Consider the following 16,989-nt stretch of genomic DNA (forward strand, 5'->3'; position numbering starts at 1 on the left):
TGTCATGACGAAGATGACATTAGCTTTAATTCAAAAAACACTGATGATTTGAGTCAGTGTTTTTTGTTGCAAAAGGGGGATATATTATGGCTCAAAATGAGAAAATATCGTTTTTTTGCCAGCATCGAAGTAGGAGGGAACTTGTGACATCACATATGCACTAATCAATCAATAGCTCCTTCGGGTACTTTTTGTGTTATTCACTGAGTTGTCAGAAAGATTTGACCCTTTCTTGAACGTTTAGGGATTAAGAGATATCTGTGATTGAATTACTTGCAATTTAAGATAAGATGATTTTAATTATTGGGTCACATTATAATTTTGACTGCTCAGTATCAGATAAATCGGGCTCGCCAACTCTTGCTTTGTGAATTTTTTCTCTTTTTACATAGCAAAGAACGATGAACGTCATACTAAAACGAACAGGCAACGATGTCGCTGAACCTTGCTAAACCTGATATTGAATGCAGCCAACAGTTAGCAGGCCTAATCATAGAAAAATGAACAGTGTTTTGAAGGGAGCAGTAAAGAATGGCAATTGATACGGTGCTATGGAGCAGGCTGGTGACAGGCTTGACTCTCGGGTTCCACGTTATTTTTGCGACGATTGGCGTCGGTATACCGCTAATGATCGCTATAGCAGAGTTTATCGGGATTCGGAAGAAGGACCCCCATTATACACTTATGGCAAAGCGGTGGTCTCGAGGATTTGTCATTTCTGTGGCGGTTGGTGTCGTGACCGGTACAGCGATTTCACTACAGCTGGCCCTGGTATGGCCGAATTTTATGAAACTGGCTGGGAATGTCATTGCACTTCCGTTATTCATGGAGGTGTTCGCGTTCTTCTTTGAAGCTATCTTCTTGGGCATTTATTTGTATACGTGGGGTCGGTTCAAAAATCCGTATATCCATTGGCTGCTGACGATACCGATTGTCGCCGGGGCAGGCATGTCTGCCGTTTTTATTACGACGGTGAACGGATTCATGAACCAGCCTGAAGGCTTTGTCATGGAAGCAGGCCAATTCACAGCGATTAACCCGGTGCAAGCGATGCTGAATACGGCGACGTTCTCCAAAGTGTTCCATGTATTAAGCTCGGCCTATTTGACTGGAGCTGCCTTGTTAGCCGGGATTGCAGCCTTCGCGATGCTGAGAAAAGGTGTGTCCGCATACCACAAAAAATCTTTAAATCTAATGATGGCGGTCGTTTTACTATTCGGTTTGCTGAACACGTTAGCCGGTGATGTGTCTGCCAAGTTTTTGGCCGAGCATCAGCCAGAGAAGCTTGCAGCGGCAGAGTGGCATTTTGAGACGAGCAGCAGTGTGGATTTGGTACTATTGGGATGGCTGAATGCAGAGCATGAAGTTCTAGGGGCTCTTCATCTGCCGAAGCTGCTCAGCTTCCTGGCCTTTGGAGACTTTAATGCAGAGGTGACGGGGCTCGAGGAATTCCCCAAGGAAGAATGGCCACCGCTTCTCGTTCATTATCTGTTTGATTTAATGGTCGGAATTGGATTTACTCTGCTCGCGATTTCGTTTCTATATTTTCTGTTTGTGTTCTGGAAAAAGCGTAATGAGCTTAACAAGTGGATGCTTCGCATCATCGCACTGAGCGCCCCTCTCGCTTTTCTGGCTGTTGAGCTGGGATGGTTTTATGCAGAGATTGGCCGACAGCCGTGGATTATCCGTGGATATATGCGTGTTGAGGAGGCTGCCACGTCTTCACCGAATGTAAGAATTATATTCTTCGCCTTATTGCTCTTGTACATCGTACTCGGCAGTATGTGTGTAATCGTGCTGAGACGCTTGTTCAACAATAATCCGGCAGAAGCTGAGATGGAGAAATGGATGAAGGATCATCCTAATCAATTTACGGAAAAGGGGGGCACTGAATGATGAGTTACGAATTGATTGGCATCTCGGTGCTCTGGCTGTTTTTGTACGGCTATTTAATTATAGCTTCCATTGATTTCGGAGCGGGCTTCTTCGCCTTTTATGCACGTTTAACAAAGCAGGATCATCTCATTAATCGTCTGATTTCCCGATATTTATCACCCGTATGGGAGATTACAAATGTATTTTTTATCTTTTTCTATATTGGCATCGTCGGATTTTTTCCGGACACAGCCTATTATTATGGCTCCGCGTTACTTGTTCCGGGAAGCATTGCAGTGATTCTTCTTGCGATTCGCGGTTCATTCTATGCTTTTGAAAATTACGGTTCCAAGAAAAACATAGTATATCTTTTTTTGTACGGAGCTACAGGTTTGCTTATTCCAGCATCGTTGTCAGTGGCGCTAACTTTGTCTGAAGGCGGCTTTATCGTGAAGCAGGGGGAGACGGTTTCTCTAGATTACTGGGCGCTGTTTACCAATCCGTTATCGTGGAGTATCGTTGGACTGGCAATCGTGTCCGTTTTGTTCATTAGCGGCTCATTTCTGACATTTTACGCTTCTCGGGCGGAGGATCATTCCGCGTTGAAGCTGATGCGCAACTACGCCCTGTTTTGGAGCACACCCACGATAATCCTCGCACTGACAGCATTTATCTATTTGGGTCAACACAATGAGCGCCATTTTCAAAATATGATGGATTTATGGTGGTTACTGGCACTTTCCGTTGCTTTCTTCATGATCGCGATGTGGCTATTATATAACGGACGCCGTTACGGATTAGCTTTTATATGCGTCATGTTGCAGTTTTTCTGTGCCTTTTTCGCTTATGGGATTGGGCAATACCCTTATATTCTTGATCCGTATATCACGATTCAGAGCAGTGCAACTTCACCGGCAATGGGTTTAGCGTTAGTAATTGTGTTTATCGGCGGTCTATGCCTGTTGATCCCATCCCTTATTCTGGTCTTCAAACTCTTCCTGTTTGATGCGGATTATGTTAAAGGGAAAAAATAAAGCTGATTAATCCATTACGGCATGTTTGAGGTTTTCCTACAAGCCTATAGATAAAGGAGGTGTGATCTATGAAGAGGAAATCCAGTCTGATTTCTCAACAAATGTCTTCACAAAGGAAAAACATGGCTCTCCTCGCAATCATTTCACTAGCGCTTGGTATAGCTATTGTGAGTCAGGCTGGACTGCTTGCTGAAGCAGTCCAACGGATTTTTGTCGAGAAAGCTTCATTTTCATCGGTTATCCTGTTGCTCGGCATACTTCTAGCTGTTATGGCTGTGCGCACACTGTTGTCTTATGGAAACGGTATAGTTGGCTTACATATGGCTGCCACTGCTAAGACAAATATGCGCGCTGCCGTGCTGCAAAACTTGACTCATGCCTCCATGCCTTCAACCCTTCGTGGACAGACGGGAGGAAAGGTCAGTGTTGCTCTGGATGCTGTGGATGAGGCCGATAGTTATTTCAGTCAATACATGCCGCGTATGATGGAAGCTGCTATCATCCCGGTTCTGATTTTGGTCGTTACATTTATCCAACATGCCAACACAGGTTTCATTCTATTGTTTACTGCTCCGTTCATCCCGCTGTTCATGATTTTGGTAGGGCTGAAAACGAAGAACAAATCCGAAGAAAAATATGCGCAACTGGCTGAGTTCTCAGGGACGTTTCTGGATTCTCTTCAAGGACTGGTGACATTGAAAATATTTGGACGGGCTTACCGTCAGCAACAGGAGATCGAGCGCAGTAGCTTGGGTTATCGTGATGCCACAATGGGCATTTTGAAGATTGCGTTTACGAATACCTTCATGCTGGAATCGATCGTAATGCTTAGCATTGGCATTGTCGCTCTTGAACTGGCCATCCAGTTGCTCGTTTTCAAAGCTATGACGTTCCACACCGCCTTTCTCGTTTTGCTGCTCGTTCCCGAGTTTTACAACCTGTTAAAGAATACGGGAACGGCCTTTCACAGTGGCCGGACAAGTATGGGTGCGGTTCGTAAGGTGGAACAGATGCTTGAGGAAACGGCAGGGGGGAGCAGGGACGCTAATGGCATTGAAGGAGCATTAACAACCGATGGAATCGACGAGATCGACAGCATGGATAAGGTCGGTGATAGGACCGACAGAATAAGCAAATTGGAACTCACCCATTCTGGAGACCTTTTAATACCGCCGTCCATCGTAATTGACCAACTCCGGTTTCAGTATGCTCCAGATTCTTTCGAGCTTAAGACGGGGCGGATCCAGCTTAGTCCAGGAGAACACATTGCCATTGTTGGCAAAAGCGGTTCCGGCAAAACGACTTTGCTACATCTCATTGCCGGTCTGCTGAAACCAGAATCGGGAACGCTTCTGGTGAATGGAAGTCCACTCTCGCAATACGATGAAACCGAATGGTTCGAACATGTTAGCTACATTACACAGCATCCGTATATTTTTGCAGGCACATTTTCTGAAAATATTGCGATTGGTGCTCGTGGGAGCATCTCCAGAGCAGAAATTGAGCGGGCGGGGGAAGAAGCAGGACTCGCTGCGCTTACAGCCCAATTAGAGCATGGATTTGATACCTTTGTTGGTGAAGGAGGCCGGGGACTGTCTGGTGGGGAAAAGCAACGGCTTGCCTTAGCACGCGCTTTTTTGAAGCGTCCTGCTATCATTTTGTTTGATGAACCCACAGTTGGACTTGATTTGCACACCGAGCGGGTACTGCAACGCTCCATAGCCAAACTGGCAAAAACGGCTACAATGATTACGGTAGCTCACCGATTATATACGATTCAACAAGCCGACAAGATTTTGTTTATGGACAATGGAGTGTTGGTGGACTCGGGACGACATGACGAGCTTCTGGAGCGCCTGCCTCAGTATGCCGAGATGATTGATGTAGAGCGGAAAGGGGGGATATCCTCATGAATGAACTGGCTGTTCTGTCAAAGGCGATGATTCAGGAGCGCAAGGATATCATTCTTTCGATTTTGGGTGGATTTATCGCCGGCATAGCCGGTGTGGCACTCTTTTCTGCGAGCGGATATCTGATTTCGCAAACGGTATTTGCGCCACCGCTTTATACTTTAATTGTACTCACCTCCATGGTCAAACTGCTGGGTCTGCTTCGGGCGGCGAGTCGTTATGGAGAACGCTTGTATTCTCACCGGGCGACATTCTCCATGCTTAGCCGTTTACGTACATCCTTTTTTGCCAAGCTTATTCCTTTAACGCCTGGTATATTGAACAAAAATCGAAGCGGGGATCTGCTTGCGCGGATCGTTGGGGATGTGGAAAGTTTGCAAAATTATTTTTTGCGAGTCGCTTATCCTCCGATCATGGTCGTCATGGTGTTTTTGGCTACGGTGCTGTTTACTTCTACCTTTTCGATCTGGATTGCCGTTTTGTTTGTAATAGGTATGCTGGTAACGGCATTCGTTGTACCGGGAATTGTGTTACTCGGGCAGCGGAGAATACATGGACGCGTTCGTGAGCAGAGGGCGCAGCTGTCCACGGAAGTTACCGAAGTGTTGTACGGTTTCCGGGATTTAAAAGTATATGGTCAATTGGCACAGCGGGAGGAACATCTCCAGCATGCTTCCACTGTATTGGCAGCTGAGCAGCAACGAGCAGCCGGGCAACTGCTGCGCGGGCAATCGATGCACACTTTTGTTACGTTTTTCGTTTCCTGGGGAGTGCTTACGCTTGGCGCCTATTTAATTATGGAAGGAGCGCTTGCAGGCGTATTTCTTGCCATGCTGGTTATGGCATCACAAACCGTATTTGAAGAAGCGGCGGCTATGGCCACATTACCCGCGTATAAAGAGGATAGCGAACACGCAGCCAAACGACTGACGGAAACAGTTCAGACCTTTGATGAGCAGTCTTCGCAGCCAAGTGGCACATTGTCTGTTGATCATGCCGTTACGATGGAGCTATCCGATGTTACGTTTCAATATGAAGGGGAGTGGAGACCGGCGCTCAGGGATGTATCCCTGCACATTTTACCTGGTTCCAAAACGGCGATTGTCGGGCCGAGTGGATCAGGAAAATCAACGATTATCGAATTGCTGCTCAAGCTGCGAACACCAACGGCCGGTGATATACGGTTAAACGGCATTTCGGTGAAGGAACTGGATGAAACGAGCATTTGGCAAACGGCTACTGTAGTGTTTCAGCAAAGTCATTTCTTCCGGGGAACGATCCGGGACAACCTGCTGCTGAATGGAGAAGAACATGCAGACGAACAATTGTTGGATGTGCTAGCAAAAATGCAGCTGCCCGATACATCGTTGACCGATATGGTGTATGAAAAAGGGGAGAATCTGTCAGACGGCGAGAAGCAGAGGTTGGCTCTGGCGCGAGCGATGCTCCGCAAAGGACGGGTATGGCTTCTGGACGAACCCACTTCATCGCTGGATTATGTGACAGAGCATCATGTTTTGAAGCATCTCTACGCACAGGCGGCTAATGATACGCTTCTCCTGATTTGTCATCGGCTAACCGGATTGGAAGAGATGGACCAGATTGTGGTCATGGACCAAGGCAGGGTAGTCGAAACGGGGTCCTATTCGGAGTTGATGGGGCAAAAAGGCTATTTTTATGAGATGAAACAAATCGAACAGCAAATGATCGGAGAAGTTGGAGTGTAAAAAAAGCAAGAGCTCCTCTGAGCATTCGATCAATCTTACCAAGCAACAGGCTAAAGAATAACTTCCGGTGTAATATCGGGAGCAGTTCTTTAGCCTGTTTTGCGATTCTCGCCTAGACTATAATCCACGTTTGTCTTAAACGATGAGCAGTTCTTCAAAAACTGGTAATAAAAATCGCTTCAGAGAAAAACGCTAAACCGGCTCAAATTGTATTAGCACACGTAAATTGGAACGTCTGGAAGAAGAAATATATAAAATTAAACAGTAAAATATCCATTATATCCATTAATGATGGCATGTTGAACGATGGGGAGGTTTAATCTCGGAGAAGCCCTCAATTTACGTGACACTAAAAAGTTGATCTATTTTGCAGATCAACTTTTTAGTTTACTATGTTAAGGGAGAAGAGACATCTTGTAGGGAGATTATTTTCAATGATTATTGCTTATAAATTTGTTCTCCAAGACAGGATACCCGCGTTCATGCTCCTGCACGCCTTCATTGCAGATTCTGGGGTATGAAGTTCCTCACCCCAAGTAACATAATATCGGAATTCATAGAATCCTCCCAGTGTCGCCTTAAAGTTTGTCTCCCAATAATTATTCATGGGCCATGAGTACAGGTAGGCTGGATCATGGGCAAGCTCCGGATGGCCGCTCAGAAGACGATCCTCATAGTCTAATGAACCGATTTGAATCAGCGGCGTGTCCGGCATGGCAATCGCAATCCCTCGTCCTTCACTGATATACGCCACACCCTCATCAACACAGTAGAAATCGGCAAGGGAACCCGGGAGTTGGTCGATACGCGGTCGTACTGACGCACCGGTTTTTTCAATCCATAGTTCTTGCTGCGGTGAAGAGGGAGCACTTCCGAACGGAAGAGAAATGTATAGATTTTCTGGGTCCCATACACTTTCCTTATGCATGCGTACGGCAACATCAATTCGCGCACGATCACTGTATAAGGTGACAAGTAAGGAATAATGACTGCAGCCATTGACGCTGTATGTCAGACGAACTTTAGCGTATAGTGCGCCTTTTTCAACAATATCAACATTAACCAGTGTTCCCACAGAAGTAATTGCATCAGGGCCTCTACGATTGCGTCCCATCTTGCGCCGAACATCATACATACCAAATTCGTTAGCTGCCCGAGTCACATTATAAACAGGAGAAAATGCATGGTGATTCCGATCTGCACGAAGCAGGTTCTGATTCACGGTCTTGTCGATCCATTTCGTGATGCCAGCACCGATCTCCCATTCAAGTCTTACGTATTGCGATTCCATATATTTCGGCGTAACCTGAAGCTTCGGTGCGACTGGCGGGATGATATCCAACATACGATCCGAGCCTACATAATCTGTTCGATACGCAGTTACAGGTTTGTGATTGATAAGAGACTTGATCGTCAATTGTACCTGCTGCTTTGGCTGAAGCGTTACCGGAATGGTAAGGATGACACCGCGGTGCCCTGTAACCATTTGCACCTCATATTCAGTGCCCGTCGATTCATCCATGACTTCAAAACCGTTCTTCAATTCCGATATATTCCAGCCTTCCATAATGAGTTCAGCATAATCAGTTTGCAAAAAATCATTAGGATTATATAACTCAAATTTCATTGGACAATTAGGACGAAGCAAAGCGTCACCGCGAGCCTCAAGGATGTCGTATAAAGCGGTATGAGCGAGTGAGCTGGCATTGGCCGCATAGGCTTCTTTCCTGCAGCCAAGCTCTTGAACGAACGGATTCCAAGGTTCGGTGACCGAGGAATGATAACCCCATGTATGCTCAGCGAATAGCGCTAGCTCATATTCCATTGCTTCAAGACGTTCTTTGGAGACGATCTCGCATGCGGGATCTAATAGCTTCACCTTTGTATAGACACGCTGTGCTTCACGGAAAATCTGTACATGCATCGGCGTCGTCGCCGAGCCATCTGTCCACCAATCTGGCCAGTCCCCACGGAAGGTCTCGATTTCCTCGGGATGCTCCTCTGCATAAGCTCTCAAATCTGCAAAGAAATCGTCCAAGGTCGCCGGTTGAATCCGGATGCGTTCGCCATGCTTCTCATTCCATGGATTCACAAAATCCATCAACGCTGCGTTCGGCGAGCCGTTGTCGGTAGGAAGTCCGGACACCATCACCGGTACGAACGGGAACGTGTAACCATCAGCAACCAATTGCTGTAAATAACGATCAAAACGTGCTTCGGCCACTTCAAAGGATACACCGTTTCGGACATCATGATCATCGCGAATCGTATAAGATCCGCCAATGCCTGGGGTCAATCCAAGATCATTGCCGAACATGTAATGCTCACCGCTCCAGGTGAGAATACGATCTCCTTTCGGCGTTTCCCACCAGAACGGAATCTGCTTCTTCCACAGTGGAAACATGGAATGATGCGTATGAATACATGTAATCAAATTCTCGATACCTACATCCGCCAGCACTTGACTGTATCCCCAACCAAAGCCTGTAATGTCTGCCGTCATCGCAGAACGTACCGGGAATTGAATCGATTGTCCATAATCTGTTATCCGCTTAATCATGATAGAGAGTATCTCTTGATTTAATTGCTCACCGAAATTGAGATAGGTGCCGGAGAGACCGATATAACCTTTCTTCACCGCATGAGCGAGTTCTTCTTTTTCTATGTCTGTGGCTTTCAATAGGAAGGATTCAACAGGCCAATAGGTTTCACATACCCACTTATAGCCTTTTAAGTCAGGTCTGGCGCCGCTCTCAATATCACGTACAATTTGCAGAGCCTGCCGAATATAATTGACATGATATTGACGAATTTTTTCTTGACGCTCGGTATAGCCGACATCGGTATGGGAATGTTGAATGACGTAAATTGTCCAAGGTTTGTGCTGATTCATCGTAGAGCTCCTTTCGGAATTACAGGATTATCGAATCGAGATATAAACGAAGGGAAATTATATATGTGATTGAAAATACAGCTTGAAGCGGAACAAAGCATCTTCTTCATACCATGCTTGGAAGTTCGTTCCCCATACATTGTTATGCAAATTCACATGCATACCTCCGGTAAGCGGAGCAAAAGTATGATCAAACTGAAGCAAGCGTGGCTTCCCAGGACAGATAAGTGCAGCATCCAACGTATCGATTTGCACTTTTCCATCTGCTGCTGCATAGTACATCCCTTGCTGAACCGCATGCATGTTGCGATTTCCACCTTGAACGACATCCAAAGGTGAGATGAGTTGTCCGATTTTGTCCAGCTTCCATTGATTTGGATTGTTCACGATCGGATTAAAGCTCATCCAAGAAGCTTCAGGAAGGCGATAGGCATCTTTGTCAAACCACTGCAGCTTGCATTCCACTGTATGCGTATGTTTTTTAAAGACATACTCAAGCGTTAATTCCCGTGGAGCGCCCATACGCTCACATGCCGCTCTCGGCATACGTAGGTTTGCAAGCACGACATCCTGCTCTTCACAAAAGACAGCCTGCAAGGACTGAAGCCTTGGTGTCATAACTTCATGTGCTATCCACTCGTGGGTTAAGTCCATCCCTGGTTTCCCAAAATCTCCGGTTGCCCACACATGCGTATGTCTCCATCTGAGATGATATTCACGATACCATCGGTCATAATCGGCCTGCGAATAAGTTTCGTAGGAGAATAAACCAATTTGATTTTTTGGACCGGCCCATGCCCGACCGCGAGCATCTTTCAGTCCGACAATTGCGCCACTATCCTCAAACACAACCTCAAAATCTCCTAATACATAAGGCTGGTCACTTGATAAGATAGTTGCATCCGTTAGAGTGCTACGAGATGGTTTCAACGCGAGCAGGGCAACTTCGGCTTTCTCTTGTCGTTCAGGTTGAAGTGCTTGGATTGCTTGTTTCAAGTATTCACGCTGTTCCTGCCAAGACTTCTCTATAAGACTAAAGGAACGTGCATTCAGCTTGGCATCGGCTTCCTCACCAAACATTTCAATCATTTCAGCGCGGGAGTTCATTTCGTAGAACCGATATTCCAGCGGGTTTAAGTTGATATCGACCTTATCGCGTTTGCGTGCTTCTTGGAAGTCATCTTTACCATAGTGGATATAATCTGCAAGATATCTTTTGATATCTACACCCCACGTATGCTCAGGAATCATAATTAACTCATCACAGAAATTGCGATATTCTTCATCGCTGTCTGTTAACGCCCCTTCTTGCAGCCACTTACTCTTCAAGCGTAGCAATTCTCGGTAACATGCTAATTTGTAAGGGTCGGTGGAAGAACCGTGAATCCAGCTATCGCCGATTTCTTCTTCTACGACAGTTAAGGTATTACGAATAGCCCATACCTTTTCGGCATACTGGTCTAATGTGGAAGCTTGTATCACTGCCTGCGGATAAGCTTCTCGCAGCTTGGCGAACTCAGCTTCAATCTGCTGCACCGTAGAAGGGCCATGATTATCATGGGTATGCGCGAAGTAAAGGATATCGTTCAAACTTTCGATGTCAAAGGTTGTGCCGTAATCTTTGCTGTAGTGGACAACAATTTCAGATCCGTCCGTATTTCGCCATAAGAACATTTCAGGAACGTGAGGAACATAGCTGGAAGGGTTAACGCCTAAGTGCAAATACTTTAGACCAGCCTTTGCCATATGCGTGATTAACGAGCGTGTATGACCGGGAACGTCCGTCATTTTGGCTGCGATCGTACGCTTGCCAAATCGCTCATCAAGTCGCGTCGCCATTTGAATGCCATAGTCAAGCAATTCGCGATCATATAACTCGGTATATGTGGTGAAAGGGAGACCATGCCATCTTAAATAATCCTTTGCAATCGCTTCTTCGACTTGTTGTCTTACTTCGTTGGAACCGTGCTTTAATAGATGATGGATTAACCATGAGCCCGTTGTCCAGATAAAGGAACCTTTCTCCGGGTTCTCGGCAAAATATTTCGCTGTTTGAATCGCACTTGGAAAAAATCGCCTCATATATCGGTCCGTCACATTTTTCGCGAAATCCGTGTAGCCAATATCCAAGTGTGTTTTGAATATAACGTGAATGTGTGTTGCGCTCTGATTCAAGTTCATCGCTCCTTCCTCATAATCACGATTTCAGTGTATAGCAATTTATCTCATTTGACTTTTCGATTTATATTGAATAGGATCAGAAACAAATCATGCAGAGGTGGAGTATAGATTGTGGCGAATTATATCAAAAATGAACGGTGGGTATATGTCATAGAGGGAGAGAATGGCAACTCGGCTCGAGTAAAGGATTTATTGTTAATGGGGTATGACCATTTTAGCAAAGCGATGCCTTTAACGAATCATGTGCATGAGGATGCATACGAATTCGTCTATGTTGATCAGGGGGCTGTCGACTGGGAGATCGGAGACGAAACATACCATACGAATGCCCAGCAAGTTATACATACAAGTCCGGGGGAGCGGCACCGTGCCAAATTTGATTATATTGGTCCATCCACCATTTGGTGGATGATTATTCGCGACCCAGCCCGAAACAAGGAATGGTTCGGGCTTCAAGAGGAGGAGCGTCAGATCTTCGTTAATTGGATGCAGAACTGTCCACGCATTCAATTGGTCAGCAAGGACGTTGTCGTCTATTTCAAACAATTGAAGCAGCTTCTACAGAACCAGAGTACGGTACTGCTGGAATTTCAACTTCGGCATTATGTCATGGAAATTTTGCTGCATCTATTTCATCATTCGCAGCTTGTTGTGCATTCCCCAAACATGCATACCTACACGCAGCAGCTGAAGGACAGACTTCAGCAGAATCCATCTGCTCGTTATTCAATTGAACAGCTTGCAAAGGAGTTCGGGTTGAGTGAGTCGCATTTCTATCGTGTGTTCCGAGAGACGAATGGACAATCGCCTATAGTGTATATGGAACGAGTTCGTATAGATTGTGCAAGCCAGATGCTGAAGGAATCGAAGATGTCCATCACGGATATTGCCATGGAACTTGGATTTAAGACAAGTCAGCATTTTGCTACAGTATTTAAAAAAATGATAGGGGTGACACCGAAGGCCTGGAGAAAGCAGAATATGCAGCGATGAATTTGGTATTGAAATTTTGAAAACACTCGTCATATAACGGAGTGGTCATTTGAACTTAAAGATTGATCGGCAGGACTTGATGAACAGGTTTATTCTCGAACGCCGGCCCGGACAGTGCTTCTCAACTAGCGCATTGGATGTACTTAAATCTTTCAAGTCAAATAAAGCGCTTAAAGCTTTCGGCAATTTGTTGATGTTTCTACGGACGCGATTCTGAGATACAGCATCGCTTACGCTACAGCTCATTAATAGTATGGAAGTTTCTCTAGATTCGTTGCATGTAATAGTGTATAAATATTGGATAAACTTATAACAATTTGGGTATTCAAACAACTCAAACAAAATAAGAAAGGAAAACTTCTATTATTAAGATAAATCTATTATGGGAGGTTTTATTATGAAGAAAAAATTGATGATTTCCTTATTTGCCTCAGCTTTACTTGTGCTTCCAGTAATACCGGTGCATAGCTTTGCAGCGGATACATCCAAACCTACGATCATAAATAACGGCCAAATTAACAACGGTCGAGTTCTCATTCCGTTACGAGCTGTTTCAGAAAATTTAGGCGCAAGTGTGGAATGGTTTCAAACGGAGAAAGAAGTAAAGATTAAAAATGGAGACTCGACCCTCTGGCTTGCTGCAAATTTCAAACGCGCAATTATTGAATCACCACCGACTACAGATAACCCGGATATTCCGCACCGGGAATATATTGATATAGATACTGCCACGCAGGTCATTAAAGGAACAACCTATGTTCCGCTACGCTTTGTCGGTCAATCGCTAGGTGCAAATGTCTTATGGAACCAACAGTCTAAGCAGGCGACCATAACATTGGGGGGTAAGGAACTCGTAGTCAACATGGAGCAACAACCTATTCAAATCTCTGATAAGCAGAAAATTATGGATCCACGGTTAAAACAACTCTCCGATAAATTAAATCAAGCAGCTGATATCTCTTCAAATAAAAATATTAGTTCCTACTTCAAACCGTACTTTACCGATAAATTAATTAAGTCTATCGTTCAAAATAAAGGCTTGAATACAGCTAGTACCTATGAATCGCCTGCCTCGTCGCCAGTATACATTAACAAGACTTTAGCCACGCTTGCGCAATCGGTTATATTGGCAAATGGTCTAACAGGAGAAGATCAATATGCCGAGGATCGTACGATCACTCTCGTATTTACGAATGGTGTATGGAAGGTCGATAGCGTCAGCAAGGGGTTGAGGGTACTAATCTCAGGGTTCTCAGATTTTCAACCTCAATAATTATTCATAGGCTCCTGATATTTGAGTAAGAAAAACAAAGAAAGCCCTCACAAGAAGGGCTTCTTTGTTATGTTTATTAATATTAAAGTTTGAAAAGCAATATGTGCCAGGGGAGATGCTAAAAAACGAGGGGTTAATAAAGAAGATTTATTCTTGAGATTTTTATTGCAGTCACATTTTAGGTTGAGCTCTTCGTTGTATAGAGTGAAAGGGGGGGAGACAGCTTGAATGATACGGAGTTAAATCAGATCATTGTAGATGTGTTGGATGGGAACACAGAACAATTCGAGAAAATCATGGAGATTTATCAAAAACCGATTTTTCTCTACTGTTATCACATGCTGGGCAATTATGCCGAAGCCGAGGAAAACGCACAGGAGGTATTTTTGAAGACCTTCAGCACCTTGAAAAAATATACCCAATATCAGATGGATTTTGGTGCCTGGGTATACAAGATTGCCTACCATCAATGTATCGACATCATCCGTAAGCGAAAGTTGGTGAAATATTTGCCTTTCTTTTACCAAGATGAGAAAGAAAATAATGAAGTCGATTTGCATATTGAAGCCAACTATTTTGATGAATCCGTACATCAAGCCATGGCAAAATTATCGGCGGAAGAGCGTAATTTGTTAATCTTACGTTGTGTCGAGGATAAAAGCTACCAGGAGATCGGATTGATTCTCGGCAAAAACAGTGCCAGCCTTCGTAAAAAGTACGAACGTGCATCTGCAAAATTTCGAAAGTATTATGCTCAAGTGAAGGGAGTGGGAGTGTATGAATATGGACAGGGATCGGGATTTGAAAAGACTGTTTGATGACCCGAGCATTCCCGACGCCGACTTGACAGGAAAAGTAATGAGAATATTACATGCTAAGCCAAAAGAAAAGGAGAGGTTTTTTATGAAATATAAAGTTGTTTTGACTGCGTGTGTAGGGATGATGTTAATGGCCTCCACAGGTTATGCGGCAGTTCAATATCATTCTTTGACGAATAAGGATGGCGAAGTCGTATATGAGACTAAATCGACGAAAGATTACGGAAAAACAGAATCGAAAGATGAGATAGAGCGTTACAAGGCATTTTATGAACTTAAGGATAAGGTGCTAAAGAACGGGGAAGCTGGGCTGTTCTATATGGTTGCCAATAATCCGAATCATGAAACAATTCTTGGAACGAAGGTGACTATCTTCCAAGATCTTTCTCAATTGAGAGATAAGATTACGGATAAATCCATTAAGATCGCAGACAAAGTCAATGGAAATTATACATTCCAAAAGGCGGACGTAATCTTTAAAAATGCTCAGGAAGTGAATCCTCCTTCTTCGGAAGAAAAAAAGAAAATGGCAGAAAAGCTGAGAAGGCAGGCGGAAGAATCCAATCAGGGATATGCCATGATGCCGGTTGAAATGACAGATCAGTTTTTCCTTCTCTTTGCTACGTATCAAAATGGCGAAGATAAAATCGGGGTTAATATCACTAATCTGAGTGGAAAGAGCGATCCTACAATGTATATTGACGAGAAGGTTGAATTTAAGCAGGAGAAGGTTCAAGTGAAGGGAGTAGAAATGCTGCATACAGAATTTGCTCCTTCGCAGACGCACGAGCTGAAATGGGTATACGAGAGCCCAGACAAAAAGGTGAAATACGCCTATACTTTACGTGGAGACATAAATAAAGTAAGCAAAGAAACTTTGATGAAAATTGCAAAAGGCTATTTGGAATAATAAATATTAAAAACAACGGGAATCTTCTCCCATCCAATTGGGGGGATTCCCCTCTAGTAAACCATAGTCCTTCTTCATTTTTTATCATAATCGTTTCTAAGCACCGATTTTAATTCCGTGGAACAATGCAAAAGAACGGCCGCTGTTCGCATCATTTGCGACAGGGCCGTTTTTTTGTTTTTCATAGGTTAGCTGTAAATTGCTATTCTTGCCAAACACTCATAGGGTCCCATGGCTTGATCTGATTGTCATATTTTCCAGCCAAAAAAGCTTTCATGTCTTCCAGCTTAGCAGGCACCTCATTCCAAACTGGATGGGGTGGTAACCCTCGTTTGCTTTTCAATAGGATATCCACTGTAACATACAAGCGTTCTGGCTGAATCCAATGAAGGAAGCGGGAAATATCCATTTGCTTGGTCAGGGACAAGGAATCGATTTCGTCATTGTAATGCTTGTTGAACTCGCTGATCAGGTTCAAGAGGTAGTCTCTCTGCTCCTTCACGAAATCCAAGCCGCAAATGGCGCCATGCCCTGGAACAACGATTTCGGGTTTAATTTCATCAATAATGCGATCAAGCACTTTAACCCAATTGAGGGTTCCCTCTTCGCTGTATGCCGTACAACCATTAAACACGACATCGCCAGCGAACAGCACTTTTTCTTTTGGCATCCACAACAGTAAGTCACTATCAGAGTGGGCTGGAGCTACGTTGTGAATCATAACTTCTGTATCACCAAGACGGATGTTGATATCGTCCTTTATCTCAATATTCGGGAGCACCCATTCTACGCCTTCCAGGTCAAATCCTTCAAATTCCGCTGCAAAAAACCGTTCGCCCGGAGTCGATTCCGAAGAATTTTTTCCTCTTCTGATGACGCTGTCCATCCAAGCGATATTTTCGGTGAGACGCTCTCTGGAGGCTTCCTTGTGCATAATAATACAAGCATCTTCAAACACTTTGTTTCCCCAGGCATGGTCGCTGTTATAGTGCGAGTTCACCACATATGCGGGAGAGCCGCCATTGCTTACTTCCATAAAAGCCTCCCGCATTTCCCGCGCATGGAACAAATCGAAAAACGTGTCATACACCAACCCGTCACCCTTGTTGATGAATCCGGCATTGGCCCAACTGATCCCGCGATACGGCGAAATACCAGCAAAGACGCCATCTGCGACTTCAAAAAATTTAACGCGAGGTTTTTGGATAATACGTCCATACTTCATAAAAATTCTCCTTTACGTATATGTTTTTAGGATAAGGCATACTGACTATGGCTTTATTATAGAGAACGGAAAACATAAATGCAAGCATGTACTTGCATGCATTTATGCTGTACGATATGATAGTAACAGAACAACATCACACTACATGTA

At 44.4% G+C, this 16,989-nt stretch carries 11 protein-coding genes; 8 read left to right on the forward strand and 3 right to left on the reverse strand.

Features of this window, described 5'->3' with window-relative positions; all coding sequences use genetic code 11:
* Positions 1–531 precede the first annotated feature (531 nt).
* The 4 genes from MKY14_RS06670 (at position 532) to cydC (ending at position 6,546) form a co-directional block, all read left to right on the forward strand.
* Positions 532–1,896 carry a cytochrome ubiquinol oxidase subunit I gene (locus MKY14_RS06670; protein WP_076126520.1) on the forward strand — a complete coding sequence of 455 codons (1,365 nt, stop codon included), beginning with the start codon at positions 532–534 and terminating at the stop codon, positions 1,894–1,896.
* Positions 1,893–2,909: a cytochrome d ubiquinol oxidase subunit II gene (locus MKY14_RS06675; protein ID WP_076126522.1), complete on the forward strand. Its 1,017-nt coding sequence runs from the start codon at positions 1,893–1,895 to the stop codon at positions 2,907–2,909. The genes MKY14_RS06670 and MKY14_RS06675 overlap by 4 nt, the downstream gene beginning before the upstream one ends.
* Positions 2,910–2,977: 68 nt before the next feature.
* Entirely contained in the window at positions 2,978–4,822 is a 1,845-nt protein-coding gene (cydD, locus tag MKY14_RS06680) for a thiol reductant ABC exporter subunit CydD (protein ID WP_339187086.1), read from the forward strand.
* Positions 4,819–6,546, forward strand: coding sequence for a thiol reductant ABC exporter subunit CydC (cydC, locus tag MKY14_RS06685; RefSeq protein ID WP_076184901.1), 1,728 nt, complete (start codon positions 4,819–4,821; stop codon positions 6,544–6,546). Before cydD ends, cydC begins: the two co-directional genes overlap by 4 nt.
* A 445-nt stretch (positions 6,547–6,991) precedes the next feature.
* Here the strand turns inward: cydC and MKY14_RS06690 are convergent, their stop codons facing one another.
* Together MKY14_RS06690 and MKY14_RS06695 are read right to left on the reverse strand one after the other, a co-directional pair.
* Positions 6,992–9,439: a glycoside hydrolase family 38 N-terminal domain-containing protein gene (locus MKY14_RS06690; RefSeq protein WP_340976046.1), complete on the reverse strand. Its 2,448-nt coding sequence runs from the start codon at positions 9,437–9,439 to the stop codon at positions 6,992–6,994.
* Positions 9,440–9,496: 57 nt separating this feature from the next.
* A complete protein-coding gene (locus MKY14_RS06695) occupies positions 9,497–11,614 on the reverse strand; it encodes a DUF5054 domain-containing protein (protein WP_339187092.1) in 2,118 nt (705 codons plus the stop codon).
* Positions 11,615–11,731: 117 nt separating this feature from the next.
* Here MKY14_RS06695 and MKY14_RS06700 point away from each other — a divergent pair, with 117 nt between their 5' ends.
* From MKY14_RS06700 to MKY14_RS06715, 4 genes are all read left to right on the forward strand, one after another.
* Complete coding sequence (locus MKY14_RS06700; protein WP_339187094.1) at positions 11,732–12,613, forward strand: AraC family transcriptional regulator; 882 nt, start codon at positions 11,732–11,734, stop codon at positions 12,611–12,613.
* 397 nt (positions 12,614–13,010) lie between these two features.
* Positions 13,011–13,886 carry a stalk domain-containing protein gene (locus MKY14_RS06705; RefSeq protein ID WP_076190280.1) on the forward strand — a complete coding sequence of 292 codons (876 nt, stop codon included), beginning with the start codon at positions 13,011–13,013 and terminating at the stop codon, positions 13,884–13,886.
* Between the two features lie 224 nt (positions 13,887–14,110).
* Positions 14,111–14,704, forward strand: a complete 594-nt coding sequence (locus tag MKY14_RS06710; RefSeq protein ID WP_340918941.1) for an RNA polymerase sigma factor — start codon at positions 14,111–14,113, stop codon at positions 14,702–14,704.
* Between the two features lie 85 nt (positions 14,705–14,789).
* Positions 14,790–15,614: a hypothetical protein gene (locus MKY14_RS06715; protein ID WP_076190278.1), complete on the forward strand. Its 825-nt coding sequence runs from the start codon at positions 14,790–14,792 to the stop codon at positions 15,612–15,614.
* 202 nt (positions 15,615–15,816) lie between these two features.
* On the opposite strand, the gene MKY14_RS06720 is transcribed toward MKY14_RS06715, so the two are convergent.
* Complete coding sequence (locus MKY14_RS06720) at positions 15,817–16,839, reverse strand: MBL fold metallo-hydrolase (protein ID WP_076190277.1); 1,023 nt, start codon at positions 16,837–16,839, stop codon at positions 15,817–15,819.
* Positions 16,840–16,989: the final 150 nt, after the last annotated feature.

The organism is Paenibacillus sp. FSL R5-0887 (genome assembly GCF_038002305.1).
Taxonomy (GTDB): Bacteria; Bacillota; Bacilli; order Paenibacillales; family Paenibacillaceae; genus Paenibacillus_AQ; species Paenibacillus_AQ odorifer.

What these genes read in the sequence shown, in the direction of transcription:
- MKY14_RS06675 (WP_076126522.1), top strand. Translation starts at nt 1,893, where the DNA reads ATGATGAGTTACGAATTGATTGGCATCTCGGTGCTCTGGCTGTTTTTG.
- MKY14_RS06690 (WP_340976046.1), bottom strand. Translation starts at nt 9,439, where the DNA reads ATGAATCAGCACAAACCTTGGACAATTTACGTCATTCAACATTCCCAT.
- MKY14_RS06715 (WP_076190278.1), top strand. Translation starts at nt 14,790, where the DNA reads ATGAAATATAAAGTTGTTTTGACTGCGTGTGTAGGGATGATGTTAATG.
- MKY14_RS06670 (WP_076126520.1), top strand. Translation starts at nt 532, where the DNA reads ATGGCAATTGATACGGTGCTATGGAGCAGGCTGGTGACAGGCTTGACT.
- cydD (WP_339187086.1), top strand. Translation starts at nt 2,978, where the DNA reads ATGAAGAGGAAATCCAGTCTGATTTCTCAACAAATGTCTTCACAAAGG.
- MKY14_RS06705 (WP_076190280.1), top strand. Translation starts at nt 13,011, where the DNA reads ATGAAGAAAAAATTGATGATTTCCTTATTTGCCTCAGCTTTACTTGTG.
- MKY14_RS06720 (WP_076190277.1), bottom strand. Translation starts at nt 16,839, where the DNA reads ATGAAGTATGGACGTATTATCCAAAAACCTCGCGTTAAATTTTTTGAA.
- cydC (WP_076184901.1), top strand. Translation starts at nt 4,819, where the DNA reads ATGAATGAACTGGCTGTTCTGTCAAAGGCGATGATTCAGGAGCGCAAG.